At 72.8% G+C, this 25,510-nt stretch carries 29 protein-coding genes; 9 read left to right on the forward strand and 20 right to left on the reverse strand.

All coding sequences use genetic code 11. The features are described from left to right. Window positions 1-8 precede the first annotated feature (8 nt). Entirely contained in the window at window positions 9-623 is a 615-nt protein-coding gene (locus J4557_RS21365) for a TetR/AcrR family transcriptional regulator (protein WP_208268482.1), read from the reverse strand. Window positions 624-708: 85 nt separating this feature from the next. On the opposite strand from J4557_RS21365, the gene J4557_RS21370 reads away from it, so the two are divergent. Together J4557_RS21370 and J4557_RS21375 are read left to right on the forward strand one after the other, a co-directional pair. Continuing rightward, a complete protein-coding gene (locus J4557_RS21370; protein WP_208268483.1) occupies window positions 709-1,530 on the forward strand; it encodes an SDR family oxidoreductase in 822 nt (273 codons plus the stop codon). 118 nt (window positions 1,531-1,648) lie between these two features. Then, window positions 1,649-3,109: an MFS transporter gene (locus J4557_RS21375; RefSeq protein ID WP_208268484.1), complete on the forward strand. Its 1,461-nt coding sequence runs from the start codon at window positions 1,649-1,651 to the stop codon at window positions 3,107-3,109. Window positions 3,110-3,175: 66 nt separating this feature from the next. Here the strand turns inward: J4557_RS21375 and J4557_RS21380 are convergent, their stop codons facing one another. The 5 genes from J4557_RS21380 to J4557_RS21400 all read right to left on the reverse strand — a co-directional run bounded on the left by J4557_RS21380 (window position 3,176) and on the right by J4557_RS21400 (window position 7,787). Then, window positions 3,176-3,892, reverse strand: a complete 717-nt coding sequence (locus J4557_RS21380) for an ABC transporter permease (protein ID WP_208268485.1) — start codon at window positions 3,890-3,892, stop codon at window positions 3,176-3,178. 7 nt (window positions 3,893-3,899) lie between these two features. Beyond that, window positions 3,900-4,811 carry an ABC transporter ATP-binding protein gene (locus J4557_RS21385; protein WP_208268486.1) on the reverse strand — a complete coding sequence of 304 codons (912 nt, stop codon included), beginning with the start codon at window positions 4,809-4,811 and terminating at the stop codon, window positions 3,900-3,902. A 52-nt stretch (window positions 4,812-4,863) separates the two neighbouring features. After that, window positions 4,864-5,742, reverse strand: coding sequence for an ABC transporter permease (locus J4557_RS21390; protein WP_208268487.1), 879 nt, complete (start codon window positions 5,740-5,742; stop codon window positions 4,864-4,866). After that, window positions 5,739-6,767: an ABC transporter ATP-binding protein gene (locus tag J4557_RS21395; protein WP_208268488.1), complete on the reverse strand. Its 1,029-nt coding sequence runs from the start codon at window positions 6,765-6,767 to the stop codon at window positions 5,739-5,741. Before J4557_RS21395 ends, J4557_RS21390 begins: the two co-directional genes overlap by 4 nt. 63 nt (window positions 6,768-6,830) lie before the next feature. Further along, window positions 6,831-7,787, reverse strand: a complete 957-nt coding sequence (locus tag J4557_RS21400; RefSeq protein WP_208268489.1) for a DUF389 domain-containing protein — start codon at window positions 7,785-7,787, stop codon at window positions 6,831-6,833. Window positions 7,788-7,939: 152 nt separating this feature from the next. Between J4557_RS21400 and J4557_RS51710 the strand changes: the two genes are divergently transcribed. Beyond that, complete coding sequence (locus tag J4557_RS51710; RefSeq protein WP_307800123.1) at window positions 7,940-8,749, forward strand: HNH endonuclease family protein; 810 nt, start codon at window positions 7,940-7,942, stop codon at window positions 8,747-8,749. 28 nt (window positions 8,750-8,777) lie between these two features. Then, complete coding sequence (locus tag J4557_RS21410; protein WP_208268491.1) at window positions 8,778-9,098, forward strand: hypothetical protein; 321 nt, start codon at window positions 8,778-8,780, stop codon at window positions 9,096-9,098. A gap of 71 nt (window positions 9,099-9,169) precedes the next feature. Here the strand turns inward: J4557_RS21410 and glmM are convergent, their stop codons facing one another. The 3 genes from glmM to rplM form a co-directional block, all read right to left on the reverse strand. Beyond that, on the reverse strand, window positions 9,170-10,513 hold the full coding sequence (glmM, locus tag J4557_RS21415) for a phosphoglucosamine mutase (RefSeq protein WP_208268492.1): 1,344 nt from the start codon (window positions 10,511-10,513) through the stop codon (window positions 9,170-9,172). A gap of 187 nt (window positions 10,514-10,700) precedes the next feature. Beyond that, the gene (gene rpsI / locus J4557_RS21420) at window positions 10,701-11,213 is read right to left on the reverse strand and encodes a 30S ribosomal protein S9 (RefSeq protein ID WP_208268493.1); all 513 of its coding nucleotides are present in this window, start codon (window positions 11,211-11,213) and stop codon (window positions 10,701-10,703) included. A 90-nt stretch (window positions 11,214-11,303) separates the two neighbouring features. Continuing rightward, on the reverse strand, window positions 11,304-11,756 hold the full coding sequence (gene rplM / locus J4557_RS21425; protein ID WP_208268494.1) for a 50S ribosomal protein L13: 453 nt from the start codon (window positions 11,754-11,756) through the stop codon (window positions 11,304-11,306). Window positions 11,757-12,317: 561 nt separating this feature from the next. On the opposite strand from rplM, the gene J4557_RS21430 reads away from it, so the two are divergent. The 3 genes from J4557_RS21430 (at window position 12,318) to J4557_RS21440 (ending at window position 16,376) form a co-directional block, all read left to right on the forward strand. Further along, a complete protein-coding gene (locus tag J4557_RS21430; protein WP_307800124.1) occupies window positions 12,318-13,133 on the forward strand; it encodes a CAP domain-containing protein in 816 nt (271 codons plus the stop codon). 117 nt (window positions 13,134-13,250) lie between these two features. After that, window positions 13,251-14,561 (forward strand): hypothetical protein, encoded by a 1,311-nt coding sequence (locus J4557_RS21435; protein ID WP_208268495.1) that lies wholly within the window; start codon window positions 13,251-13,253, stop codon window positions 14,559-14,561. 24 nt (window positions 14,562-14,585) lie between these two features. Continuing rightward, window positions 14,586-16,376, forward strand: a complete 1,791-nt coding sequence (locus J4557_RS21440) for a hypothetical protein (protein ID WP_208268496.1) — start codon at window positions 14,586-14,588, stop codon at window positions 16,374-16,376. 95 nt (window positions 16,377-16,471) lie between these two features. Here J4557_RS21440 and truA read toward each other — a convergent pair whose 3' ends face one another. The 8 genes from truA to infA all read right to left on the reverse strand — a co-directional run bounded on the left by truA (window position 16,472) and on the right by infA (window position 21,588). Next, complete coding sequence (gene truA / locus J4557_RS21445) at window positions 16,472-17,389, reverse strand: tRNA pseudouridine(38-40) synthase TruA (protein ID WP_208268497.1); 918 nt, start codon at window positions 17,387-17,389, stop codon at window positions 16,472-16,474. A gap of 250 nt (window positions 17,390-17,639) precedes the next feature. Then, window positions 17,640-18,158: a 50S ribosomal protein L17 gene (rplQ, locus tag J4557_RS21450; protein ID WP_208268498.1), complete on the reverse strand. Its 519-nt coding sequence runs from the start codon at window positions 18,156-18,158 to the stop codon at window positions 17,640-17,642. Between the two features lie 95 nt (window positions 18,159-18,253). Beyond that, window positions 18,254-19,267 carry a DNA-directed RNA polymerase subunit alpha gene (locus tag J4557_RS21455; protein ID WP_067454600.1) on the reverse strand — a complete coding sequence of 338 codons (1,014 nt, stop codon included), beginning with the start codon at window positions 19,265-19,267 and terminating at the stop codon, window positions 18,254-18,256. 128 nt (window positions 19,268-19,395) lie between these two features. Beyond that, window positions 19,396-20,022, reverse strand: a complete 627-nt coding sequence (gene rpsD, locus J4557_RS21460) for a 30S ribosomal protein S4 (protein WP_190862654.1) — start codon at window positions 20,020-20,022, stop codon at window positions 19,396-19,398. 24 nt (window positions 20,023-20,046) lie between these two features. Next, a complete protein-coding gene (gene rpsK, locus J4557_RS21465; protein ID WP_021596710.1) occupies window positions 20,047-20,448 on the reverse strand; it encodes a 30S ribosomal protein S11 in 402 nt (133 codons plus the stop codon). Window positions 20,449-20,496: 48 nt separating this feature from the next. Further along, window positions 20,497-20,877 carry a 30S ribosomal protein S13 gene (gene rpsM / locus J4557_RS21470; protein WP_208268499.1) on the reverse strand — a complete coding sequence of 127 codons (381 nt, stop codon included), beginning with the start codon at window positions 20,875-20,877 and terminating at the stop codon, window positions 20,497-20,499. A 310-nt stretch (window positions 20,878-21,187) separates the two neighbouring features. Continuing rightward, complete coding sequence (gene rpmJ / locus J4557_RS21475) at window positions 21,188-21,301, reverse strand: 50S ribosomal protein L36 (RefSeq protein ID WP_021596712.1); 114 nt, start codon at window positions 21,299-21,301, stop codon at window positions 21,188-21,190. Window positions 21,302-21,366: 65 nt separating this feature from the next. Further along, window positions 21,367-21,588, reverse strand: coding sequence for a translation initiation factor IF-1 (gene infA, locus J4557_RS21480; RefSeq protein ID WP_018657567.1), 222 nt, complete (start codon window positions 21,586-21,588; stop codon window positions 21,367-21,369). A 261-nt stretch (window positions 21,589-21,849) separates the two neighbouring features. On the opposite strand from infA, the gene J4557_RS21485 reads away from it, so the two are divergent. Continuing rightward, window positions 21,850-22,407 carry a hypothetical protein gene (locus J4557_RS21485; protein WP_151545522.1) on the forward strand — a complete coding sequence of 186 codons (558 nt, stop codon included), beginning with the start codon at window positions 21,850-21,852 and terminating at the stop codon, window positions 22,405-22,407. A gap of 37 nt (window positions 22,408-22,444) precedes the next feature. Here the strand turns inward: J4557_RS21485 and J4557_RS21490 are convergent, their stop codons facing one another. Further along, a complete protein-coding gene (locus tag J4557_RS21490) occupies window positions 22,445-23,143 on the reverse strand; it encodes a GNAT family N-acetyltransferase (RefSeq protein WP_208268500.1) in 699 nt (232 codons plus the stop codon). A 165-nt stretch (window positions 23,144-23,308) separates the two neighbouring features. On the opposite strand from J4557_RS21490, the gene J4557_RS21495 reads away from it, so the two are divergent. Then, window positions 23,309-24,124, forward strand: a complete 816-nt coding sequence (locus J4557_RS21495; RefSeq protein WP_208268501.1) for a phosphodiesterase — start codon at window positions 23,309-23,311, stop codon at window positions 24,122-24,124. A gap of 10 nt (window positions 24,125-24,134) precedes the next feature. On the opposite strand, the gene J4557_RS21500 is transcribed toward J4557_RS21495, so the two are convergent. Then, a complete protein-coding gene (locus J4557_RS21500; protein WP_208268502.1) occupies window positions 24,135-24,575 on the reverse strand; it encodes a DUF1707 SHOCT-like domain-containing protein in 441 nt (146 codons plus the stop codon). Window positions 24,576-24,615: 40 nt separating this feature from the next. After that, complete coding sequence (gene map / locus J4557_RS21505; protein ID WP_208268503.1) at window positions 24,616-25,428, reverse strand: type I methionyl aminopeptidase; 813 nt, start codon at window positions 25,426-25,428, stop codon at window positions 24,616-24,618. Window positions 25,429-25,510: the final 82 nt, after the last annotated feature.

The following is a 25,510-nucleotide window of genomic DNA, read 5'->3' on the forward strand; positions in this document are numbered from 1 at the left end:
GTGAGGATCTACGCCTGACGCGGGGCGGACGGCGGCGCGGGCAGGGTGTCGAGCCAGCGGATGAGGCGGGTCCCCTCGCCGGTCATGATCTCGGGGTCGCGCAGCGCGTTGGCCAGGAGCGACATGCCCTGGTAGCCGGCGACGAGAGTCACCGCGAGGCGGTCGGGGTCGGGCCGGCCAAGCTCGCGGAACTGGCGCTCGGCCCAGTCGAGCAGCCGCCGGATCACCCGGCCGGCCTCCACGTCGAGCACGCCGTCGGCGCGCTTGTCCAGCTCGGCGGCCAGGGTGCCGGTGGGGCAGCCGTAGCGGGCGGCGACGTCCCTTCCCCCCATCCAGGCCTCGACGAGGCCCTTCAGGCGGTCGCGCGGGTCGGGCAGCCGGTCCAGCCCGGCGGTGAGCTCGTCCAGGTGGGCCGTGTGCTCGGCGAGGGCCGCCTGGACCAGCTCGTCCTTGGTCTTGAAGTAGTAGTAGACGTTCCCGACGGGGACGTCGGCCGCGCGGGCGATGTCGGCGAGGGTGGTGCGTTCGACGCCCTGCTCGTGCAGCACCTTCGTGGCGGCGGCCGTCAGCCTGCGGCGCTTGTCCGCCCCGCGGGCCCTCGGTCGAGTCACTGAGTCAGTCACCCGACTCACTATAGACAACCGATACCGGTTCCGTGCTACCGTCCTCCTCAGTCAGTCAGCTAACTAACTAACTGAGGAGAACGACATGATCGTGGTCACCGGCGCCACCGGGAACGTCGGACGCGCCCTCGTGCGGGTCCTGGCCGAGGCGGGCGAGACCGTGACGGCGACGGCCCGCCGCATCACGCCCGCGGACGTCCCGGCGGGCGTGCGGGCCGTCCCCGCCGACCTCGCCGAACCTGCGAGCCTGCGTCCCGCCCTCGCCGGCGCGGATGCGCTGTTCCTCCTGGTCGCCGGGGACGACCCCGACGGTCTCCTCGCCGCGGCGCGGGCCGCCGGCGTCCGCAAGGTCGTCCTGCTGTCCTCCCAGGGCGTCGGGACCCGGCCGCAGTCCTACCGGCACCCGGCCCGGTTCGAGGCGGCCGTCGCCGCGAGCGGGCTCGACTGGACGGTGCTGCGGTCGGGCGGGATGGCGTCCAACGCCGTCGCGTGGGCCGAGCCCGTCCGGACGCACCGGACCGCCGCCGCGCCCTTCGGCGACGTCGGCCTCCCCTTCGTCGACCCCGACGACGTCGCCGAGGCGGCCGCCGCCGTCCTGCGGCAGGACGGCCACGAGGGCCGCACCTACGTCCTCACCGGACCGGAGCCGACCACGCCGCGCGCGCGTGCGGCCGCCATCGCCGACGCGATCGGCGAACCGGTCCGGTTCGTCGAGCAGACCCGCGAGGAGGCGCACGCCCAGATGGCGCGGTTCATGCCGGCACCCGTCGTGGAGGGGACCCTCGCGATCCTCGGCGACCCCACGCCGGACGAGCAGCGCGTCAGCCCTGACCTCCGCACCCTCCTCGGCCGGCCCGCCGGCACCTTCGCCGCTTGGGCCCGGCGCAACGCCGCCGCGTTCCGCTGACCCCTCCCCGTCCCGCGACCAGCACGCCCCCGGGCGTCCCGTGGCGCGCCCCGCCGCGCCACGGGACGCCCGCCCCGCCCCGACCGCTTCCGCGACACCCCGCGAACCAGGAGCCGACATGCCCACCCAGCAGACCTCGCCCCCGCGCGACGCCCAGGCGCCGCCAGCCCGCCGTCCAGGACCGATCCTCGCGTTCCTGTGCCTGGCCGGATTCATGACCTTCCTCGACGTGTCGATCGTCAACGTCGCGCTGCCCACCATCGAGGGCGAGCTCCACATCGCGCAGACGGCCCTGCAGTACGTCGTCACCACGTACGGGATGCTGCTCGGCGGCTTCCTGGTCCTGGCCGGGCGCCTCGCCGACGCGTTCGGGCGCCGCCGCATGCTACAGGCCGGTCTGTCGGTGTTCTCCCTGGCGTCCCTGCTCGCGGGCCTCGCCCAGGACGCGCCGACCCTGATCGCCGCGCGCGGTGCGCAGGGACTGGGCGCCGCGTTCATCGCGACCGCCGCGCTGTCCCTGCTCACCGCGAACTTCGCCGAGGGACCGGAGCGCACCAGGGCGCTCGGCGCCTGGGGAGCGCTCAGCGGGATCGCCGCGGTCGCGGGCGTCACGCTGGGCGGCGTGCTCACCGACGGCCCCGGCTGGCGCTGGATCTTCTTCGTCAACGTGCCGATCGGCGTGCTGGGCACCGTCGCCGCCCCGGCGATCGTCGGGGAGAGCCGCGCCGCGGAGCGCCGCCGCTCCTTCGACATCGCCGGCGCCGTGGCGCTCACCGGCGCGCTCGTCCTGCTGATCTTCAGCCTCGGGCAGGCCGTCGACGACTCCGGCGCCCCAGCGGCGCGCACCTACGGCGGCTTCGCGCTGTCCGCCGTGCTGCTGGCCGCCTTCCTGCTCATCGAGCGCCGCGCCCGCTCCCCGCTGATCCCGCTCGGCGTGTTCCGCCGCCCGTCGCTGCGCGCCGCGAACCTGGTCGCCGTCCTGCTGCTCGGCACGTGCGTCACGCTCTTCTTCTTCGCCAGCCTGTTCATGCAGCAGGTCCTCGGCTACTCGCCGCTGCGGACCGGCCTCGCCTACGTCCCGCTCGCCGTGATCGTCGCGGTCGGCGCGGGCCTCGCGTCCCGGCTGGTGACGAAGGTCGCCGCCAAGCCCGTCCTCGCGGCCGGGCTCGCGCTCACCGCCACCGGCATGGTGCTGCTCTGGCGGACCCCCTCGGACGCGTCCTACCTCACCGGCCTGCTGCCCGCCTTCCTGATCGCCGGTCTCGGCCTCGGCACCTCGTTCGTCCCGGTGCAGGTCGCGGCGTTCGCCGGCGCCGGACCGGAGGACTCGGGGCTGTCCGCCGGGCTGATCAACACTGCTCAGGAGGTCGGCGGCGCCCTCGGCCTCGCCGTCGCCGCCACCGTCGCCTTCCGCCGCGTCCCCGAGCTCACCGCGTGGGCCCATGGTGTGCCGGCCCGGGTCGTCGAGGCGCGCACCACCGTGTTCCACGACGCCTTCCTCACCGGGGCCTGCTTCGCCGCGGCCGGGCTGCTCGTCGCGCTCGTCCTGCTCCCCCTCACCAGGCCCGAGCCGACCTGAGCCCGCGTACGACGTCGGGCCCGGCGCACGCGCACCGGGCCCGACGTCGTACGCGGAGGGTCCGCTCTACTCGGCGCTGGCGATGGTCAGCGAGCGCAGCCGGAACGCCGCCAGGAACGCGGCGCCCACCGTGACGGCGACGAGCAGCGGGATCGCGACCCCGAGGTCGACCGACGAGCTGACGGGCGACGCCGGGGTCAGGGCGTCGGTGACCGACAGCGCCCACTGCTGGATGGACGCCGACTTGGCGCCCGGCGCGAAGCTCCCGAGCAGCGTCTCCCAGACCAGCGCGTACAGCAGCCCGATCGTCACCGCGTTCCGGCTCAGCACCGCGAGCGCCACGAACACCGCGCTGTAGGCGATGCCGCCGACCAGCACGCCGACGGTGAAGGCGGGCACCAGCTGCGCGGTCGTCCCGGTCAGCACCAGCCCGGCCAGCAGGGTCGGGACGACCGAGAACGCCGCGACCAGCACGATCGCGACCGCCAGCTTCGTCAGCACGATCACCTGCCGCGGGATCGGCTTGGTCAGCACGTACATGATCTGGCCGTCGTCGATCTCCGGGCCGATCACCCCGGTGCCCGCGATCAGCGCGAGCAGCGGTAGCAGCGTGGCCAGCCCGAACTTCTGCAGCACGTTCGCCGAGACGTCCAGGTCGTTGTTGCCGGTCCAGCGCAGCACGACCGCCAGGACGACCAGCAGCGCCGGCAGCGCGAGCAGGAGCAGCGCGCGCCGCCGGCCGAGCATCGCCCGGAAGGTGATCATCGCTATGGTCGCGTTCATCGGAGCATCACCGGGCCACCAGGTAGGAGAAGACGCTTTCGAGGGACTCGTCCGCCGGGGAGACCTCCCACAGCCGGACGCCGGCGTCCCGGGACACCTGCGGGAGCAGCCAGGTGAAGCGCTGGAAGTCGACCGCCTCGACCCGCAGGCCCTTGTCGGTGAGCTGGACGCTGCGGGCCGAGCCGTCGGCGATGACGGCGGCGGCGAGGCCCCGGTCGTCGGACGAGCGGACGAGGAAGATGTGCGGCCGGTCCGTCATCAGCCGGCGGATCTTGCGGAAGTCGCCGGACGCGGCGTGCCGGCCCGCGACGATCACCTCGATGTGCCCGGCGAGCCGCTCGACCTCCTCCAGGATGTGCGAGGAGAACAGGATCGTGCGGCCCTCGTTCGCCATCCGGGTGATCAGGTCCATCAGCTGGAGGCGCTGGCGCGGGTCCATCCCGTTGAACGGCTCGTCCAGCAGGAGGACGGGCGGGTCGTGCACGAGCGCGGACGCCATCTTGATCCGCTGCTTCATGCCCTTGGAGTAGGTGCCGATCGTGCGGTTCGCCGCGTACGCCATCTCGACCCGGTCGATGGCCTGGCGCGCGGCGGCGCGCGGGTCGGGCAGCTTGTGCAGCTTCGCCATCGACAGCACGAACTGCTCGCCGGTGAGGAAGTCGTAGGCGCTCTCGCGCTCGGGGACGAGCCCGAGCCGCCGGTAGATGCCGGGGTTCTGCCAGATCGGCTCGCCGTCCAGGGTGATCGTCCCGGACGAGGGGGCGAGGAACCCGCCCATCATGTGGATGAGCGTGGACTTCCCGGCGCCGTTCGGGCCGAGCAGGCCGGTGACGCCCGGGCCGATCGTCATCGAGACGCCGTTGACCGCGACGACGTTGCCGTACCAGCGGGACACCTTCTCCAACCGGATCTCGCTCATGCCCTGCTCCTTCGAGGGGGGACGGCCCCCCGCGCCCCCCGGTTCGCTCCGCTCATGAGAGGCCCGCCTTCCGGAACCGGCGGTACAGGACCGCGACCGAGCCGACGACGATCACCGCGCACAGCGCGAGCGCGACGACGCCGGCGAGCGTGCCGGACGGCACGTCCACCGAGGACTTCTCCTGCCCGAGCAGCCGCACCTGGACGATGTCGATCAGGTTGAACGGGGCGAGGAGCCCGATCCAGCCGGCCAGGGTGAAGTTGGTCTGGTGCTCGGCGATGCCCTGGATGATCAGCGTGAACGTACTGGTGATCATGTAGACGGCGATGACGGCGGCGACGCCGAGGCCGCGGCGCGGGGTGAACGCGGCGACGACCATCCCGATCGCGGCGAGCACCAGCGCGAACAGCACGCAGCCGGCGAGGCCCGCGAGGTAGTGCAGGAACTGGTGCCAGGAGTCCGGCACCTTCGTCACGAGGCCGCCGACGTACAGCACGGTGACGGGCACCGCCATCAGCGCGAACAGCGCGGTGGCGAGCGCGCCGAGCTTCGCCAGGACGAAGTCGAGGTGGCCGACCGGCCGGGAGAAGTACAGCGGGACGACGTGGAAGCGGATCTCCCGGGACGCCAGCACGGGCGCCTGCGTGGCCAGGAAGATCGCGATGATGACCTGGAGGGTGACCGCGTACGACGAGTAGCGCATCAGCGCCTCGGGCCGCTTGGCGACCGCGACGACCGCGACGGACCCGGCGGCCGGCAGCAGCATGATCGCGGCGAGCAGGAACGGCATGACCTTCGCGCGGGCGGGCCGTCCGAGCCCGAAGGCGGCGCGCAGGTTGTGCACGTACAGCGACCGCATCACGTAGGCGCGGCCGCTGCGGCGGCCCTCGTAGTGGCGGTAGCCGATGTCGTGGATGGTGCTGGTGCTCATCGCGGACCTCCCTGCGGCGCGCCGGGCGGCATCGGGACGGGCGGGGCGTCCGGCGGGCCGGGCGGCGGCAGGCCCGGCGTCCCCGGCGAACCGGGCGGACCCGGCATGCCCGGCGGGACGGTCTCCGCGGGCGCGGTCTGGAAGACCTCCTCGATGTGGTGGCGGCGCTGCTCCATCCGGATCAGCCGCAGCCCGAGGTCGGCGACGCCGTCCCGGACGAGGTCGTACGTCGCCTCCCCGGCGATGTCGATGACCAGGAACCGGCCCTCGGGGTGCACGGAGACGCCCTGGTCGTACAGGTGCCGCCCGAGCGTGTCGCGCCCCTCGTCCACCTCGACGGTGAGCACGCCGCTCTCGGCGGTGTACGCCTCGACGGCCTGCGAGCGCAGCAGCTTCCCGCCGTCGATGATGACCACGTGGTCGCAGACCCGCTCCAGCTCGCCCAGCAGGTGCGAGGTGACCAGCACGCTGATGCCGAACTCGGCGCCGATGCGCCGGATCAGGTCCAGCATCTCGTCGCGCCCGGCCGGGTCGAGGCCGTTGGTGGGCTCGTCGAGGAAGACCAGCTTCGGGTCGTGCACGAGGGCCTGGGCCAGCTTCACCCGCTGCCGCATGCCGGTCGAGTAGCCGCCGATGGGACGGTAGCGCTCCTCGTACAGCCCGACGTGGCGGAGGGTGTCGGCGGCGCGCTCGCGCGCGGCGGCCGGCGGCAGCCCGCACATCCGCGCCATGTGCACGACGAACTCCGTCGCGGACACGTCCGGCGGGAGGCACTCGTACTCGGGCATGAACCCGACGCTCTCCCGGATCCTGACGCCCTCGCGGGCGATGTCCATGCCCAGCACGGTCGCGGTGCCGGCGGACGGGGGCTGCAGGCCGAGCAGGATCTTGATCAGCGTGGACTTGCCGGCGCCGTTGGCGCCGACCAGCCCCACGACGCCGGGCTCGACGGCCACCGTCAGGTCGTCCAGGGCGGTCACCCGGGGGAACCTCATCGTCAGGCCCTGGGTGGCGATAATCGGCATGTCCCCGAACCTAGCGGCTGGGTGCGGCCGCGGCGTCACCCTTAGGTGGTACGCGGATGCGCCTTAGGTCGACCGTTTGGCCGCCGATCGGCCCCTCTGGCGGAGGACCGCGCTCCATACGGCGCGCTGGAGGAACAGCGTCCCCGTCCCGGCGATGATCATCCCGAGGAGGTTGACGCCGAGCTGCTCCAGCGACCCGGTGATCTCGGCGCCGTGCCGGAGCGCCATCGCGACCGCGAGGTTCCCGGCGGCCGGGACGGTGGTGACCGAGATGAAGACGCCGACCAGCGCCGACGACTTCCCCGCCGTCAGCGACAGCACCCCGGCGGCGCCCGCGAGCAGCGCGACGATGAACGACCAGCGGTCCGGGCTGTAGATGAACGCGGTGAGCGGCCGGTTCGCGGGCAGCCGGTCGCTCTCGATGACGCCGGTCCACTTGCTGACCAGCGCGCAGACGTAGGTGATGGCGATGGCGGAGGTGAACCCGACGACCAGCGCCCGGACCGCCTGCCAGATCCGCCCCGGCTGCCGCCGGAAGATCCCGTAGCAGATCGCCGCGATCGCGGCGAACTCCGGGCCGAGCACCATCGCGCCGACCACCAGGACCGGTGAGTCGATCAGCGCGGCGATCCCGGCCAGCTGCGTCGCCAGCGCGAGGAACGCGATGAACGACCAGGTCAGCATGGTGCCCTCGGTGACCTGCCGGTCGAACTCGTCCCACACGACCGCGTCGTCGCCGTGGCCGGGCGCGCGCCGCTCGGCCCGCTCGGCGACCTCCGACATCGACAGGTCGATCTTCTCCATCGCGATGGAGCCGTCCTTGTCGATGCCGAGCCGGCGCAGCGCGGCGAGGACCTCGTTGGCGGACTCGCGCGCCACGTCGATCTGGACGAGGTCGCCGCGAGGGGAGCGCGCGGCGCCGGGGAGGACGACGACGTTCGTGGCGCCGGTGCAGTCCGACAGGGCCGCGCAGACGGCCTCCGTCCGGTCCGGCGGGACGATCGCTCTGAGGTGCAGCACCCGCCACATGCTGCCGTAAAAGCCCGGTGACCGTGGCGTCGGCGCGAGTCCGTACGATTTGATCGTTTATTTACCCGCATCTGGGTGAAAGACGACAGAAAACTCCGGGTGGTGAGGGCATGACGCGGCGCGACGGTCTGCGACGGGAACGCGTGCGACGACGGGAAGGGGCGCCTCGACGGGCACACGGCCGGGACGGGACGGCCCTCGCGGCGGCGGCGCTCGCGCTCACCGTCCCCCTCGCGGCGTCCGGCTGCAAGACGAACGCGGGCGCGGGCGGATCGTCCGGTGGGTCGTCCGGCGGGTCCGGGCCGTCCCGGAGCGACGGGCACGCGGTGAGCCCCCTCGACAACCCCGACGGCACCAAGCCGGGCCTCGCCCCCATCACCTCCTCCGGCGACCTCGGCAAGGCGCGCGCGCTCATCAAGAAGGTCGCCACCAAGGGACGCGGCCCGAAGACCGGCTACGAGCGCGACGAGTTCGGCTACGCCTGGATGGACAACGCGCCCGACGTCCCGTTCGCGCACAACGGCTGCGACACCCGCAACGACCTGCTGAAGCGCGACGGGCAGGACGTGAAGTACCGGTCCGGGTCCAACTGCGTCATCGTCTCCCTCACGCTGGACGACCCCTACTCCGGCAAGACCATCCACTGGACGAAGTCGCACGCGACCGCCATCCAGATCGACCACGTGATGCCGCTGTCGTACGACTGGCAGATGGGCGCGTCGCGGTGGACGAAGGACAAGCGCGAGTCCATCGCCAACGACCCGCTGAACCTCATCCCGGTGGACGGGCCGCTGAACGGCGCCAAGAGCGACTCGGGGCCGGCGTCGTGGCTGCCGCCGAACAAGCGCGTCCGCTGCTCCTACGGCGTCCGCGTCGCGCAGGTGTCGCTGAAGTACGACCTGCCCGTGACGTCCGCCGACAAGCAGAAGATGCTCGAACTGTGCGGCGGATGACGGCGGCCCGCCCGCATATGCTCGTCGGATGAGCAACGAACCCGACGACCGGCCCGAAGCCGAGACCGCCGAGACCGCCGACCGGCCCCGGGTCCGCACCGAGCGCGGGGTCGGCGCCCGCGCCGTCGGCGCCGAGGTGACCGGCGCGTCCGCCACCGGCCTCACCCTGCGCCTCGGCAACGGCCTCGGCTCGCTCGCCCTCGGCTCCATGGCGCTCGGCGCGATCGCCATCGGCGCCGTCGCCATCGGCAAGCTGGCCGTGAAGCGCGCGATCATCGGCCACCTGGAGGCGGGCACCGTCGAGATCCGGCACCTCAAGGTCGGGCGCCTGGAGATCGACGAGCGCTGACCGCGCTCCCGCGCCCCCGGCCCGCGGCCGGGGTGCTCGCCCGGCGGCTCGCACCCCGGCCCTGACCGGCCTCAGCCGAGGAGGTCGCGGACGACCGCGGCCAGCCGCTCGGCGACGGCCTGCGCCTGGTCGTGCGACGCCGCCTCCACCATCACCCGCACCATCGGCTCGGTGCCGCTCGGCCGGATCAGCACCCGGCCCGTCTCGCCCAGCTCGGCCTCCGCGTCCGCCACCGCCGACGCCAGGCCCGGGTCGGTCTTCGCGCGCCCCTTGTCCACGTCCTTGACGTTGATCAGCACCTGCGGCAGCCGCGTCATCGCCTTCGCCAGCTCGTCCAGCGGGCGGCCCCGCCGCACCATCGCCGCCAGCAGGTGCAGGCCGGTCAGCACCCCGTCCCCGGTGGTCGCGTGGTCCAGCATGATCACGTGGCCGGACTGCTCGCCGCCGAAGACGAACCCGCGCTCCTTCATCGCCTCCAGCACGTACCGGTCGCCGACCGCGGTCTCCACGACCGCGATCCCGGCGTCCCGCATCGCCAGCTTGAAGCCGAGGTTCGACATCACCGTCGCCACGACGGTGTCGGCCGCGAGGGCGCCCGCCTCCCGCAGGTCCAGCGCCAGGATCGCCATGATCTGGTCGCCGTCCACCACCTCGCCCGACGCGGTCACCGCCAGGCACCGGTCGGCGTCGCCGTCGTTGGCGATGCCCGCGTCCGCGCCGTGCTCGCGCACCGCCGCGCACAGCGCGTCCAGATGCGTGGACCCGCAGCCGGAGTTGATGTTCAGCCCGTCCGGCGCCGTCCCGATGGTGATCACCTCGGCGCCCGCGCGGCGCAGCGCCTCCGGCGCCACCTCGCTGGACGCGCCGTTCGCGCAGTCCACCACCACGCGCAGCCCGTCCAGCGACACCGGCAGCGTCGCCAGCAGGTGCGCGACGTACTGCTCGACCGCGCCGTGCGCCTCCCGGACCCGGCCGACGCCCGCGCCGGTCGGCGGCTCCCACGCCTCCCCGAGCCGCGCCTCGATCCGGTCCTCGATCTCGTCCGGCAGCTTGTAGCCGCTGCGGTCGAAGAACTTGATCCCGTTGTCCGGCGCCGGGTTGTGCGACGCCGACAGCATGACGCCGATATCGGCGGCCAGCTCGTGCGTCAGGTGCGCGACCGCCGGCGTCGGCAGCACCCCGAGCCGCAGCACGTCGACGCCCGAGCTCGCGAGCCCGGCGACCACCGCCGCCTCGAGGAACTCGCCCGAGGCCCGCGGGTCGCGCCCGACCACCGCCATCGGCCGGTGCCCCCGGAACGCGCCCTGCTCGCCGAGGACCCGCGCCGCCGCGACGGACAGGTCCATGGCCAGCGGGGCGGTCAGGTCGCGGTTGGCGAGCCCTCGCACGCCGTCGGTCCCGAACAGACGAGCCACAGTTCAACTCCCGGAAAGACGAAAAGACCGCGCGAGCGGTCCGGAGCGGGTGCGCGCCCCGTCCGCCCATGCGGTCAAATCTAGTGGGCCAGGTCCTGCGAACACGGGCGAGCCGCCGCACCCGGTGCGCCGCCCGTGCGGGGCGGCCGCGGAAACGTCCACGGGGTGCGGCGGCTCGTGCCGTCGATCAGCGCTTGCTGTACTGCGGAGCCTTGCGGGCCTTCTTGAGGCCGGCCTTCTTGCGCTCCGGCACCCGCGCGTCGCGGGTGAGGAACCCGGCCTTCTTCAGCGCCGGGCGGTGCTCGATGTTCGCGAACTGCAGCGCGCGGGAGATCCCGAGGCGCAGCGCGCCGGCCTGGCCGGTGGTGCCGCCGCCGTTGACCCGGGCGAGGACGTCGAACTGGCCCTCCAGGCCGAGCAGGACGAACGGCTCGTTCACGATCTGCTGGTGGACCTTGTTCGGGAAGTACTGGTCCAGGGTGCGGCCGTTGATCTTCCACTGGCCGGAGCCCGGGACGATCCGGACCCGCGCGATGGCCTGCTTGCGGCGGCCGGTGCCCGCGGCCGGGCCGGTGGCGACCGGCTGGCCCAGGAAGCTCTCGCCGGCGGCCTCGGGGGTCTCGGTGCTGTACTCGGACGGAGCGTCCTCGTAGGAGTCGAATTCGACGCCCTCGGCGGGCGTCTCGGTGGACTCGGTCACGCTTCTCCTCAGGTGTTCTAGCCAGGGCGGCTGGCCCGGTGATCGGGTGCCCCGGCGGCCTCCACGGGCGCGCGCCGTCGCGCGTCCGCGTTACTTCGCGGTCTGGCTGATCTGGGTGATCTCGAACGGGACGGGCTTCTGCGCCTGGTGCGGGTGGTCCGGACCGGCGTAGACCTTCACCTTCCCGAACATCTTCCGGCCGAGGGTGTTCTTGGGCAGCATGCCCTTGATCGCCTTCTCGACCGCCCGCTCGGGGTGCTTGGCCAGCAGGTCGCCGTAGGCCACCGAGCGGAGACCGCCCGGGTAGCCCGAGTGCCGGTAGGCCTTCTTCTGCTCCAGCTTGTTGCCCGACAGCGCCACCTTGTCGGCGTTCACGATGACGACGAAGTCACCGGTGTCGAGGTGCGGGGCGTAGATGGGCTTGTGCTTACCCCGAAGCAGCTGCGCGACCTGACTGGCGAGACGGCCCAGCACGACATCGGTCGCGTCGATGACGTACCACTGACGCTGTACGTCAGCGGGCTTAGGGGTGTACGTGCGCACGGTCGTCAGCCTTCGTTTCTCGTCGACTTCACAGCGGATATCCTGCTCGCGCCGATCAGGACACTTGGATCTCCGACCTGGCGCTCCGGGAGGCCGGGGCCCGTAACGCGCGGACCCGTCCCCGGGACGGACACGCTGTGGGGCACACCGACACGTCGTTGCGATTCGTCTCCCGCCCGGACAGGCGTCGACGCATACAACAAACCCGCAGGATACCCGCGCGGACGCACGCGGGTCAAAACGCGGATCGCTGTGGCAGTCTCCCAGCCGCCTCCCAGTATGCAGCATCGTCCGCGGGGCCGGGCCCGGCGGCCCCGCCCCGCCCGGCGCGCCGTTTCAGACGATCTTCGTGTTCGCTCCCCCTTATAGGGATAAGGTGCCGCCGACCGGTCCACGCCGGCGCCGCCGGCCCGCACCCGGGAGCCCCCGCTGTCCCCTGCCCGCAGACCCGGCCGACGGCGCAGTTCCGGCCGACGGCCCGGACGCCACCAGGCCCGGCACTTCGGCGAGTCCGCGGCGCGCGGCTCTTCTCCTCTTCCTCCCGCTCGGGACTTCTCGCAGGTGCGGCCCGACCGGCCCGCGGGGTCCGGGCGGCGCCGTGCGCGGAAGGGGCGGCCCGGCTCCCGGCCCCTCCTCGCGATCGCGGTGACCATCGGCGCGTCGGCCCTCGCCATCGGCACGGGCGTCGCGCTCGACCGGCTCGTCCTGCCCCAGTTGCGGTCGGAGCCGATCGCCGCGTCCGACCACGGCGGCGGCCCGTCCCGCACCGGGGCCCCGGGCGGACGGGACGAGCCCGGCACCGGAACGGGCGGAGTCGCCGGCCCGGGGCGCGGTACGCGCACCGCGCCCGCCGACGCCCCGGCCGGCGTCGTCGCGACGGCGCCGCCGAGGACGGCGCACGCCCCGTCGCCGTCCCCGAGGCCGTCGACGGCGAAGACGACGCCACCCGTCGAGGACGCCGACCCGCCGGCGGACGGCCCGAGCGAGGCTCCCGGCGCGTCCGATCCGGCGAGCGCCGTCGTGGCGCTCACCAACGCGGAGCGGGCCAAGGCCGGCTGCAGGCCCCTCCGCGTCGACAAGCGGCTCGCCACCGCGGCCCGCGCGCACTCCGCCGACATGGCCGCGCACGGTTACTTCGACCACGACTCCCTCGACGGCGCCAGCCCCTGGACGCGGATGCTCGACGCCGGCTACCCCGCGCCGGGCGCCGAGAACATCGCCAAGGGGTACGCCACGGCCGCCGCGGTCGTCGGCGGGTGGATGGACAGCCCCGGCCACCGCGCGAACATCCTCGACTGCGGCCTCCGCGCCATCGGCGTCGGCATGGCCGCGGGCCCCGGCGGCCGCCTGTGGACCCAGGACTTCGGCTGGACGTGACGGCCCGGACCCGCTCCGCGACCTTCCGCAAAGCACCGGCGTCCGGTTCGCCCCCATGTCATGGTGGGTGTTCCGAAGGTCCAGAGCCCTGAACGAGGAACGGTAAGGTCCAGAGCCATGGGTTATCCGGGCGATCAAGGCAGGCCCGGCGGCCGGCCACCGGGGCCGTCGCCGCAGGCGCCGTACGGCTCCGGAGCCGAGGCGCCACCGTACGGCAACGACAACGACGAGACCTCCGCCCCGCACGGCGAAGCGTCCGGCGCGCGCCCGTTCGGCGGCGAGTCCTTCGGCACCGGACCGCTGGAGGCGGACCCCTTCGGGACCGGGCCGCTGGAGGCGGAGCCCTTCGCGGCGCCGTCCTCGGCGGCCGAGCCCCCGGGCGCGCCCGGCGGGCCGACGGCCGCCTGGGGCGAGCCGCCCGCGCAGGGCGGCCAGGACGCGTTCCCGCCAGGCGACTTCGGGTCCGCAGGGCACGACCGCTTCGGGCAGGACCAGTTCGGGCAGCAGCAGTTCGGGCACGAGCCGTTCGGTCAACAGCAGTTCGGGCAGGAGCAGTTCGGGCAGCCGCCCGGCGAGTTCGGGCAAGGCGACCCCGGGGGCGACCCCTACGGCGCCCCGATGCCCGGCGGCTACCAGCAGGGCGACTTCGACGGGGCGCCTCCCGGGCCGTCCGGCGAGGACGGCCCGTCCGGGCGGCGCCGCAGCCTCCCGCTGATCATCGGCGGCGCGGTCGTCGCCGGGCTGGTCCTCATCGGCGGCGGCGTCGGCGTCGCGTCGATGATGAAGGACGACTCCAAGCCCGCGAAGAAGGCGCCGCCCGCCGCCGCGTCCACCAAGCCGACGGCGCCGGCGTCGCCGACCGTCCCGCCGCTGCAGGCGGTGAAGCTCCAGAGCCGCGCCACCGACCCGGTGAAGCTCACCCTGTCGGAGGTGTTCGGCAAGGCGTCGTTCAAGGCGTCGGGCCTCAAGTACGTGCGGACCGCCGCGAACTCCACGACGAAGTGCAGCGCCGTCGTCGGCGGCGTCGCCCTGGAGAAGGCGCTGAAGAAGGGCGACTGCACGCAGGCGCTCCGCGCGACCTACGCGCTCAGCAGCGGGTCGCTGATCGGCACCATCGGCGTCCTCAACCTCAAGTCCGCGGACGCGGCCAAGGCAGCCCTGAAGGCCGCGTCCGCCAAGGACGCGTTCCTGCTGGCCCTGCCCGGCAAGGGCGTCACCAAGAAGGCGGGCAAGGGCCTCGCGTTCGGCACCTCGCAGGCGCGCGGCCACTACCTCGTCATGACCTGGGTGCAACGGCCGGACGGCAAGGCGATCGCCGCCAAGTACCATAAGGCGGTCAGCGTCTTCGGCGCCGAGCTGTACAAGGGCAGCGACCTCGCCTTCGCCCTGCACTACAGGGAAACAGAAGGCAAACCCCTCAAGAAATGACCGGTTTGAATACCCTGTCTGCTTATGTCTGGACCTAGAGACACCCGGGAGACCGCCGAGGAGGCGGGGACGGCCGCCGCCCCCGCCTCCTCGGCGCCCCCCAGCTTCGGTGCGGTCCCTCCCGCGGGGGGTTCCGCCGCCACCGAGGCCGCTCCCGCCAGCCAGGCCCCGATCGACGAGGCCGCCGCGCCCGCCACCGCGGGCGGCGCGGCCGCCGCCGACGAGGCACCGTCCGCGTCCTCCCCCCTCCGGCTGCCCGCGTTCGGCCTGCAGACCCCCTGGTGGGCCTCCGAACCCGCCGCCGACACGGGCGGCACCGGCGAACCGGCCGGAGCCGCCGCGGCTCCGGGCACGGCGCCGGCCGCGGAGACCGACGCGCCCGCCGGAACGGTCCCGCCCGGCACGCTCGTCGCCGGGGTCGGCGTCCCGAACGTCGACTCCCGCCGCGCCGTCCCGTCCGAGCCGCTCCGCAAGGGGCCGCTCGCCTTCGGCGACACCGACCCGGACGGCTTCCCCGCCATCCGCCCCGACGAGGACGCCGCCCCCGGGCCGGCCCCCTCCGGCGCGGACGGCGACCCGGCCGAGGAGGCCCCGCGCCCCTCCACGACGACCGGCCCCATGGGCATCGCGCCCCCGGTCCCGCCGAAGAACGGCAAGCCCGCCGGGCCCGCGCCCGCACGGGCCCAGCCGACCGGACAGCCCCAGCCCGCCGCGCAGGCCAAGGCGGCCGCACAGGGCCGGCCCGCCGCTGCGGCGAAGACGGCCGAGCAGCCCCGGCCCGCGCCGGAACCCCCGGCCCCGCCGCGCGGCGGAACGGACGGCACGGCGGCGTTCGAGAAGGCCGTGGAGGCCGAGAAGGCGTCCGCTGCGGTCGCCCCCGTTCTGGTCCCCGACGCGATCCTGCCGCCGGGCGTCCTGCCGCCCACCGGCAGCGGCCCGTACCCGCACGGCGAGGGGGGCGACGCGACCGCCACGGCCGAGCAGCCCGCCATGGCCACGGTGATCACCCCCGTCTACCACGCCGAAGGCGGCGTCCCGATCGACGAGTCCGCCCCGGCGGGCACCGGCGGGCCCGGCGGGCCGTCCGCGCCCGGCACCCGGCCGCGCGGGGGCAACGGCAGGCAGCGCCTCGTCCTCATCGGCGGCGGCGCGGGCCTCGTGCTCGCCGCCCTCGTGGCGCTGTTCGTCCTCGGCGGGACGGGCTCGAAGGGCGACGGCGCCACCCGCAAGGCCGCCGAGCCCAGCCACGCCGCGTCCGCGCCGCCGAAGGCGAGCACGCCGCCCAAGCCGAAGCCGACCGACATCAACGACGAGAAGACCGACCCGAAGGACCTGTCGTTCACCGAGGCCTTCCCCGAGACGACCGTCGAACTCGGCAGCCGCACCTTCGGCCGGGACCGCTGGTCCGTCAACAAGGATCTCAGCTACGCGGCGCGCGGCTCCATGCTGAAGGCGCTGCAGCGGGAGAGCTGCCGCAAGGTCGTCCGCGCCACCTTCGTCAACAAGATCAAGACGTGGGCCGTCACGACCGGGATCGCGGTCATGCCGAACCGGGCGGCGGCCCTGCGGGTGAGCCGCGCCGGCGACCCCGCCAAGTACGAGTGGTTCCGCGGCATGTCCGGCCAGGAGGCCAAGGACATCGACCGCGCCGGCGGCTACGCGGCCGTCACGGTCCGCGGCCGGTACGTCATCTACGCCTACGTCCAGGACCCGAGCGGCAAGCAGATCAAGCCCGGCGACCAGCTCGCCAAGCAGATCGCGCAGGAGTTCCTCGGCTACGACGCCCGTCCGATCGAGGCCCGCGCGCACGGCTGACGCACCGGAACGGCCGACGCACCGGAACGGCTGACGCACAGAACGGCGGCGGCCGAGGGGACGATCCCCCTCGGCCGCCGCCGTTCCCGTCTCGGCTAGGAGGCGGTGCCGGGCCGCTCCGCGCCCGCATTCGCCGCGCCCGCGCCCGCGTTCGCCGTGCCCGCGTGCTCCGCGGCCGCCGCCGCGGCGTTCAGCGTCCGGACCCGCCGCGTCTCCTGCGCCCGCTTGGCGAGGCTGTCGTCGTCCGGGTACCGGATCTCCTCCAGCGACAGGCCGTGCGCCGGCGCCACGTTCACGCCCGAGTCCCGGACGCGCGCCGCCAGCACCTGCGCGGGCCACTCCACGTCGCGGCGCCCGTCCCCCACCATCAGCAGGGCGCCCACCAGCGCGCGGACCATCGAATGGCAGAACGCGTCCGCCTCGACCGTCGCGAGCGCCAGATGCGGGTCCCGGTCGTCGCGCGCCCACTCGTAGCGCAGCAACTCCCGGATCGTCGTCGCGCCCTCCCGCTTGCGGCAGTACGCGGCGAAGTCGTTCTCCCCCACCAGCAGCCGCGCGGCCTCGTTCATCCGGTCCAGGTTCAGCGGGCGCGGATGCCACAGCACGTCGTGGCGGCGCAGCGGCTCCACGCCCACCGGGTTGTCGCACACCCGGTACACGTACCGGCGCGCCAGCGCCGAGAACCGGGCGTCGAACCCCTCCGGCGCCACCGACACCCGCCACACCCGCACGTCCGGCGGCAGCAGCCCGGCCAGCCGGCGCGGCATCGTCCCGTTGATCGCCGAGTACGCGGCGACCGGCACCACCAGATGCGCCACCTGCGCGCGCGCGTGCACGCCCGCGTCCGTGCGTCCCGCGACGGTCAGCATCGGCGGCGGATCCAGCCGCAGCATCCGCGCCAGGGCGTCCTCGATCACCCCCTGGACGGTGCGCTGGTTCGGCTGCCGGGCCCAGCCCGCGAAGTCCGTCCCGTCGTATCCGATGTCGAGGCGGAGTCGTACCAGTGCGGTCATGTCAGGTGGACTGTCCTTCGCCACTGCCCGTCCGTTCCCCCCGATGAGCCCGTGGTTTCATCGGGTGTTCCATTGACACGCTCCCCCGCCGTCCGCAGCCGCCTGACCTGACCATGCCCTCAAGTCTGACAAAGATCAGGCCCACCGTCTTACTCCGACGGTGGGCCTGTTCATCTCGTGCCTACTCTTGACGTCCCGCGAACCCCGCAGGCGCGGTGAACGGGGGGACGGCGGTCCGTAGCCTCGTCGGCTACTTCTCGTCCTTGCCCTCTTCCGCCTCGGCCTCGTCGGCGCCGGTGGCCTCGGCGGTCGCCGGGGCCTCGGTCTCCTCCGCGGTCTCCTCGGCGGGGGCCTCGGCCGGGGCGGCCTCGGTCGCCGGGGCGGCCTGCGCGGTCGCCGGGCCGGCCGACAGCTGCTCCTGCACCAGCTCGATCACGGCCATGGGGGCGTTGTCGCCCTTGCGCGGCCCGATCTTGGTGATGCGGGTGTAGCCGCCGGGACGGTTCTCGAAGCGCGGCGCGATCTCGGTGAAGAGCTCGTGCACGACGCTCTTGTCGCGGATCGTCCGGGCCACCAGGCGACGGTTGTGCAGGTCGCCCTTCTTGGCCTTGGTGATCAGCTTCTCCGCCAGCGGGCGCACCCGCCGGGCCTTGGCCTCGGTGGTGGTGATGCGGCCGTGCTCGAACAGCGCGGTCGCCAGGTTCGCCAGCATCAGCTTCTGGTGCGCGGCGCTACCGCCGAGGCGGGGGCCCTTGGTGGGCTGCGGCATGTCTCTTCCTTCCTGCACCGGCCGTGTCAGGTACCGGTGTCAGCTGGTTCCGGACCGGCCGGGGGAACGCGCCCCCGGCCGCCCGGAATCGGGTTCTAGTACTGCTCGGTCTCGGCGTAGCCCTGGTCGTCGTCGCCGTAGTTGTCGGCCGCCGCGCTCGGGTCGAACCCGGGCGGGGAGTCCTTCAGCGACAGGCCCATGTCGTTGAGCTTCTGCTTGACCTCTTCGATCGACTTGGCGCCGAAATTCCTTATGTCGAGGAGGTCCTGCTCGCTGCGGGCCACGAGCTCGCCCACCGAGTGGATGCCCTCGCGCTTGAGGCAGTTGTAGGAGCGGACCGTCAGGTTCAGCTCCTCGATCGGCAGGGCCAGGTCCGCGGCGAGCGCGGCGTCCGTCGGGGACGGGCCCATGTCGATGCCCTCGGCCTCGACGTTGAGCTCCCGGGCCAGCCCGAACAGCTCGACGAGGGTCTTGCCGGCGGAGGCGACCGCGTCGCGCGGCAGCATCGCCTGCTTGGTCTCCACGTCCAGGATCAGGCGGTCGAAGTCGGTGCGCTGCTCGACTCGGGTCGCCTCGACCTTGTAGGTGACCTTCAGCACGGGCGAGTAGATGGAGTCGATCGGGATCCGGCCGATCTCCTGGCCCGGCTGCTTGTTCTGCGCGGCGGAGACGTAGCCGCGGCCGCGCTCGACCGTCAGCTCCATCTCCAGCTTGGCCTTGTTGTTCAGCGTGGCGATGTGCAGGTCCGGGTTGTGGACCTCGACGCCCGCCGGCGGCGCGATGTCGGCCGCGGTGACCTCGCCCGGGCCCTGCTTGCGCAGGTACATCACCACGGGCTCGTCGTGCTCGGAGGAGACCACCAGCTCCTTGAGGTTCAGGATGATGTCGGTGACGTCCTCCTTCACCCCCGGGACGGTGGAGAACTCGTGGAGCACGCCCTCGATCCGGATGCTGGTGACGGCCGCACCGGGGATCGAGGAGAGCAGCGTACGGCGGAGCGAGTTGCCGATCGTGTAGCCGAAGCCCGGCTCCAGCGGCTCGATGGTGAACCGCGACCGGTACTCGTCGACCTGCTCTTCGGTGAGAGTTGGACGCTGAGCGATGAGCATGTTGGTGCCTTCTTCCCGCGGTGCCCGCTATTTGACGACCGCGTTCTGGAGTGTTCCCCGTCCCACCAGGATGCCACGCGGAGCGCGGCATCCTGGTGGAACGCGGGGTCCTGCGTGAAACCGGGCTCTTACTTGGAGTAGAGCTCGACGATCAGCTGCTCCTGGACGGGAGCGTCGATCTGCTGCCGGACGGGCAGCGCGTGCACGAGGATCCGCATCTTCTCGCCGTCGATCCCGAGCCACGCCGGGACCTGGCGCTCGCCGACCTCGGCCTTGGCGACCTGGAACGGCGTCATCTCGAGCGACTTGCTCTTGACGTCGACGATGTCGGCCTCGCTCACCAGGAAGGACGGGATGTTGACCTTCCTGCCGTTGACCCGGATGTGGCCGTGGCGGATGAGCTGGCGGGCCATGTCGCGGGACTTGGCGAAGCCCGCGCGGTAGACCACGTTGTCGAGCCGGCGCTCGAGCAGGCGCAGCAGGTTCTCACCCGTCTTGCCGCCCTGGCGGTTCGCCTCGACGTAGTAGTTGCTGAACTGCCGCTCCAGCACGCCGTAGATGCGCTTGGCCTTCTGCTTCTCGCGCAGCTGCAGCAGGTACTCGGTCTCCTTGGGCCGACCGCGACCGTGCTCACCCGGCGGGTAGGGACGGATCTCGATCGGGCACTTCGGGCCCTCGCACTTGCTGCCCTTGAGGAACAGCTTCATCTTCTCGCGGCGGCAGAGCTTGCAGTCCGCACCGGTGTAACGAGCCATTGTTCTGTGATCTCCCCTACGGCCTCAGACGCGGCGGCGCTTGGGCGGCCGGCAGCCGTTGTGCGGAACGGGCGTGACGTCCTGGATGGAACCCACCTCCAGGCCGGTGGCCTGGAGGGAGCGGATCGCGGTCTCGCGACCGGAGCCGGGGCCCTTGACGAAGACGTCGACCTTGCGCATGCCGTGCTCCATCGCGCGCCGGGCGGCGGCCTCGGCGGCCTGCTGCGCGGCGAACGGGGTCGACTTGCGCGAGCCCTTGAAGCCCACGTGGCCCGAGGAGGCCCAGGAGATCACGTTGCCGTTGGGGTCGGTGATCGAGACGATCGTGTTGTTGAACGTGCTCTTGATGTGGGCGTGCCCGTGAGCGACGTTCTTCTTCTCCTTGCGGCGCACCTTCTTGGCGCCGACACGGCTCTTAGGAGGCATCTGCTCTCTCTACTCTCGAGGTCATCGATCCGGAGGACCGACTCCGGACTACTTCTTGCCGGCCTTCTTCTTGCCGGCCACGGTCTTCTTCTTGCCCTTGCGGGTGCGCGCGTTGGTCTGGGTGCGCTGGCCGTGGACGGGCAGACCGCGGCGGTGCCGGATGCCCTGGTAGCACCCGATCTCGATCTTCCGGCGGATGTTCCCCTGGATCTCGCGGCGAAGGTCGCCCTCGATCTGGTAGTTCTTCTCGATCCAGTCGCGGAGCTGCACCAGCTCGTCGTCGCCGAGCTGGTGCACCCGCAGGTCACCGCTGATGCCGGTGCCCTCCAGGGTCGCCAGGGCCCGGGTCCGGCCGATGCCGAAGATGTAGGTGAGAGCGACCTCGAGGCGCTTTTCGCGCGGGAGGTCGACGCCGAGGAGGCGTGCCATCTTGGGCAGTTCCCTTCATTTCGCGGAGGTATGGACGCATCGCGCCCGCACACACCCTGCCCGGGTGGCGGCCTCGGCCTCCGTCGTCCGAGGGTCTCCCTTCACACAGTGGTGCCGTACAACCCGATCACCCGGAGTTCCGGGGCCCCGGAAGTCCGGGGTCGGCCCCCGGGGGTCCGGGGGTCGCTCCCCGGGAAGACACGGAAGTCCGGGGAGGAAGCCCCGGCTTCCGACCAGGGGTCGGGCTGTACGGCGACCTGTGCGAAGGCTGCGATGCGCTTGCTGTTGTGGACCGTCCGGCTGGTGCCGGTCAGCCCTGGCGCTGCTTGTGGCGCGGGTCGGAGCAGATCACCATGACCCGGCCGTGCCGGCGGATGACGCGGCACTTGTTGCAGATCTTCTTGACGCTCGGCTTGACCTTCACTGGGTCTCCTAGAGATAAGGGTCACCCCCGCGCCGCCACGCACGGGGAAGGCAACCCCAGTGGGATTACTTGTAGCGGTAGACGATCCGACCGCGCGTGAGGTCGTAGGGGCTCAGCTCCACAACGACGCGGTCGTCCGGCAGGATCCGGATGTAGTGCATCCGCATCTTGCCGCTGATGTGGGCGAGCACCTTGTGCCCGTTGTCGAGCTCCACCCGGAACATGGCGTTCGGGAGGGACTCGATGACGGTGCCCTCGATCTCGATGGCCCCTTCTTTCTTGGGCATGTCCTCCGCGCTTCACTGATCGGCTCATTGGACCCGGCCCGGAGACCCCGCGAGGGGTGTGGCCGCGCCCGTGCCACGACGCGGACGCATCGAGAACAAAGGGAACAGGCGGCCGACAACGGACCGGCACAGCAGTCTACGTCACCGAACCGCCCAATGCGAAATCAACGCATGATATGGGTCCGGAGACTGCTTCCGAGTCAAGCATACCCCGCTCGCGCGTTGTACCTTTCAGGAGAGATACGTCGGAGGAGGGTCAGCATGCCGAGCTATGACTTCGCGCTGATCCTGAGCCGTCCCCTCTACGAGGACGAGCTGGACCCGCTGTTCGACCGGACGCACGGCGCCGTCACCGTGTCCATCATCAGCGAGCCGCAGCACGCCGACCGTCCGGGCAACGCCTCGTGCGCCTGGCAGGGCGCGACCCTCGCCGCCGCCATCATGGAGGTGGTCGAGCACGTCGAGGCCAGCGCGGAGGGCCTGCACGTGCTGCAGGTGGAGGCCGACCCGCTGCTGACGATCCGCGACATCGCCGACCGCGTCGGCAGGTCCGCGGACTCGGTCCGGCACGCGATCACCGGCGCCCGCGGCGCCACCGGCTTCCCCGCGTCCGAGATCTCCACGGCGGGCCACCGGCTGTGGCGCTGGTCGAAGGTCGCCGCCTGGTACGGCGTCGACGACCCGCAGCTCGTGGAGGCCAAGCCGACGGTGCAGGCGATCAACGGCTGGCTGGCCCTGCGGGACGTGGTCCCCGACATCGCGCCCGCCCCCGAGGACGTCACCTCCGCCCTGTCCCTGGTCATCCCCCACGTCGCCTGACCCGGCGGCTCCGAGCCCGCCCCCGCTCCACGGCCGTTCAGTGGCGTGCGCCGCCGCCCCGGGACGCCTGCGCGGGTCGCAAGGCGCCCGTCGTCCAGGGCGAAGTGCCCTTCCATTCCGGTCCCCGGCCTGCTGCGCACTGCACGGGAGACGTGACGGACGACACGTACCAGACCACCGAGACCGTCCGCCCGTCCTCCAAGGTGAGATCCTCGCTCTCCCCCGCGGCGAAGCCGGCATGCCGCACGGCCTCGGCGCCCTCCGCGTTCTCGAGGGCCACGGCCGAACGGACCTCGAGGAGACCGAGGTGACGATGGGCGAGCTCACGCCACGCGTCGACCAGTTCCCCGAAGAGGTCACCCTCCCTGTAAGCGGGCGCCAGCCAGCCGCCGGCCAGGCCGACGTCCTCGCCCGTCGGACTCACCCCCAGTGCGCCCGCGAGCCTCGGCCGCTCCCGATCAAGGGCCACGAAGAGGTTCGGCAGCGGAATCGCGGGCGCCCCGTCCGAGAACGGCCGCATCGCCATGCGCCAGCGCAGCGCATGGCGCCTCCGCCAGGCGGGAACGACCTCCCTGGCGGGCCAGCCGAGGCCGCGCTGCGCCTCGGGGTCGCTTCCGGCCGCCACCAGCGGGAGGGCGTCGGCGAGGGTGGCGGTGCGCAGGAACAGGCGGGGCGTCGCGAGCGCGTGCCGGCCGGGGGCGCAGGTGCCCAGGCTCTCCAGGGTCCAGGGCGGCACGAACATCACTCCTGGGGCGTTTGTGCAGGGGCGGGCCGCAGCCTAGCGGCGCCGGTTCGACAGGGAGGCGCTCGGACGCGAAGATCGTCTGCGGCGCGGGGGCCGGGGGTGTCCTGAAGGCGGGGCCGTGATGTGCTGGGACGTGCCCTGGCGAGGGGAGGATCGATGGCGATCATCGCGCAGTTGAGCGACATCCACCTGGCCGCCGGACGTGACGGCGAGGTGGACGACGGGTCGGGGCCCGTCCGGGCCCTGCGCGCGGCGGTGTCCAGCCTGCTGGCGCTGCCGGCGCGGCCGGACGCGGTGGTGCTGACCGGCGACCTCGCCGACGCCGGGCGGCCCGAGGAGTACGCGCGGCTGCACGCGCTGCTGTCGCCGCTGCCGATGGCGGTCTACCCGATGCCCGGCAACCACGACGACCGGGACGCCATGCGCGCCGCGTTCGGCGACCACCCCGCCGTGGTGGCCACCGGGACCTGGCCGCAGGCGCCCGTCCAGTACGCGGTGGACGTGGCGGGCGTGCGGCTGGTGTGCTGCGACACGACGGTGGACGGGCATCCGCACGGGCATATGAGCGAGGAGCGGCTCGCGTGGCTGGACGGGGCGCTCGGCGCCGCGCCGGCCACGCCGACGGTGGTCGCGACGCACCATCCGCCGTTCCCGATCGGGATCAGGTTCATCGACGACATGCGCTTCGTCGACCCGGCGGGGTTCGCGGAGGTGATCTCCCGGCACCCGCAGGTGGTGCGGATCATCTCGGGGCACGTGCACCGGGGGTCGGTGGGGTCGCTGGCCGGGACGGTCAGCACGACGTGCCCGAGCACCTACCGGCAGCTGTTCCTGGATCTGACGCACCCGGGGCGGGCGGCCGTGACCGGGGAGCCCGCCGGCTTCGCGGTGCACCTGGTATCCGAGGAGGGCGCGGCCACGACCCATTTCGTCCCGACGGGCAACTACCGCCCGCTGATGGACGTGGAGTAGCGCCGGAAGGTCAGCGCTTCGGGCCGAAGACCGTCCTGATGAGGAGCAGGGCGCCCCAGGGCCCCGCCACCCAGATCCACCAGGGGTAGACCATGGTCCCGGTGAGCGCCAGGGCCAGCCACACCACGACGTTGATCGCGCTGACGGTCGCCCAGGTCGCCCAGACCGCCCGTCCGCCCTGCCGGTACAGGTCGCCGCCGGAGCGCCGGACGGCCGGGCTCGCGGTGCTGTTGGGGCGCGACGCCGGGATCGGGTACTGGTAGAGGTCGTGCTCCGGAAGATCCGAGGTGATCTCCTGGAGGTCGCCGAGGGTCTTGGCCGCGTAGGCGGCCTCGAGCCGCTCGTGCATCTCGTCCATCGTGATCCGGCCCTCGGCGCAGTGCTCGCGCAGGCTCTCCGCCACCCGATCGCGATCGGCGTCCGAGGCCCGGATGTCAGGGTTCGGCGCCATCGATGCCCTCCCGATCGTCACGACGCGATACGTCCTACGATCAGCCTACTTCCAGCCTGGCGAACCACTCCCGGCCCTCGTCGAGGGCCGTGAGGACGCGGGGGCCGTCCGGGGTGACCGCGAACGTGTGCTCGAAGTGCGCGGAGGCCCGGCCGTCGGTGGTGATCACCGTCCAGCCGTCGTCGAGCTCCGCGGTCTCCTTGGTGCCGAGGTTGACCATCGGCTCCACCGCGAAGCACATCCCGACCTCCAGCTCCGGGCCGTGGCCGGGGGCGCCGTGGTTCGGGATCAGCGGGTCCATGTGCATCTCGGTCCCGATGCCGTGCCCGCCGTAGCCCTCGACGATGCCGTAGGGGCCCTGAGAGCGGATGTGGGACTCGATCGCGTGCGACATGTCCGTGAGGCGGGCCCCGGCCTTTCCGGCCGCCAGACCGTGCCACAGGGACGTCTCGGTGACCTCCAGCAGCCGCCGCAGCTCGTCGGTGATCTCCCCGACCGGGACGGTGATCGCCGCGTCGCCGTGCCAGCCGTCCACGATCGCGCCGCAGTCGAGGGAGATGACGTCGCCGTCCCGCAGGATCTTGTCCGGCCGCGGGATGCCGTGCACGATCTCCTCGTTGATCGACGCGCAGATCGTCCCGGTGAAGCCGTGGTAGCCGAGGAACGACGGCACCCCGCCGTGGTCGCGGATGTGCCGCTCGGCAATCGCGTCGAGGTCCTGGGTGCTGATCCCCGGCCTCACCGCCTCCCGGAGCACCTCCAGGGTGCGGCCGACCAGCAGCCCTGCCGCGCGCATCCGCTCGATCTGCTCGGGCGTCTTCACCTGGATCGCGGGCCTGCGCCGCTTGAACATCTCTCCCCCTGACAAAGATCGCCGGGACCGCCACGAAGCGGCCCCGGCGTCCATATCCACCGTCTGTACCCGTTCTGGGACC

The organism is Actinomadura nitritigenes, assembly GCF_017573545.1.
GTDB lineage: Bacteria > Actinomycetota > Actinomycetes > Streptosporangiales > Streptosporangiaceae > Spirillospora > Spirillospora nitritigenes.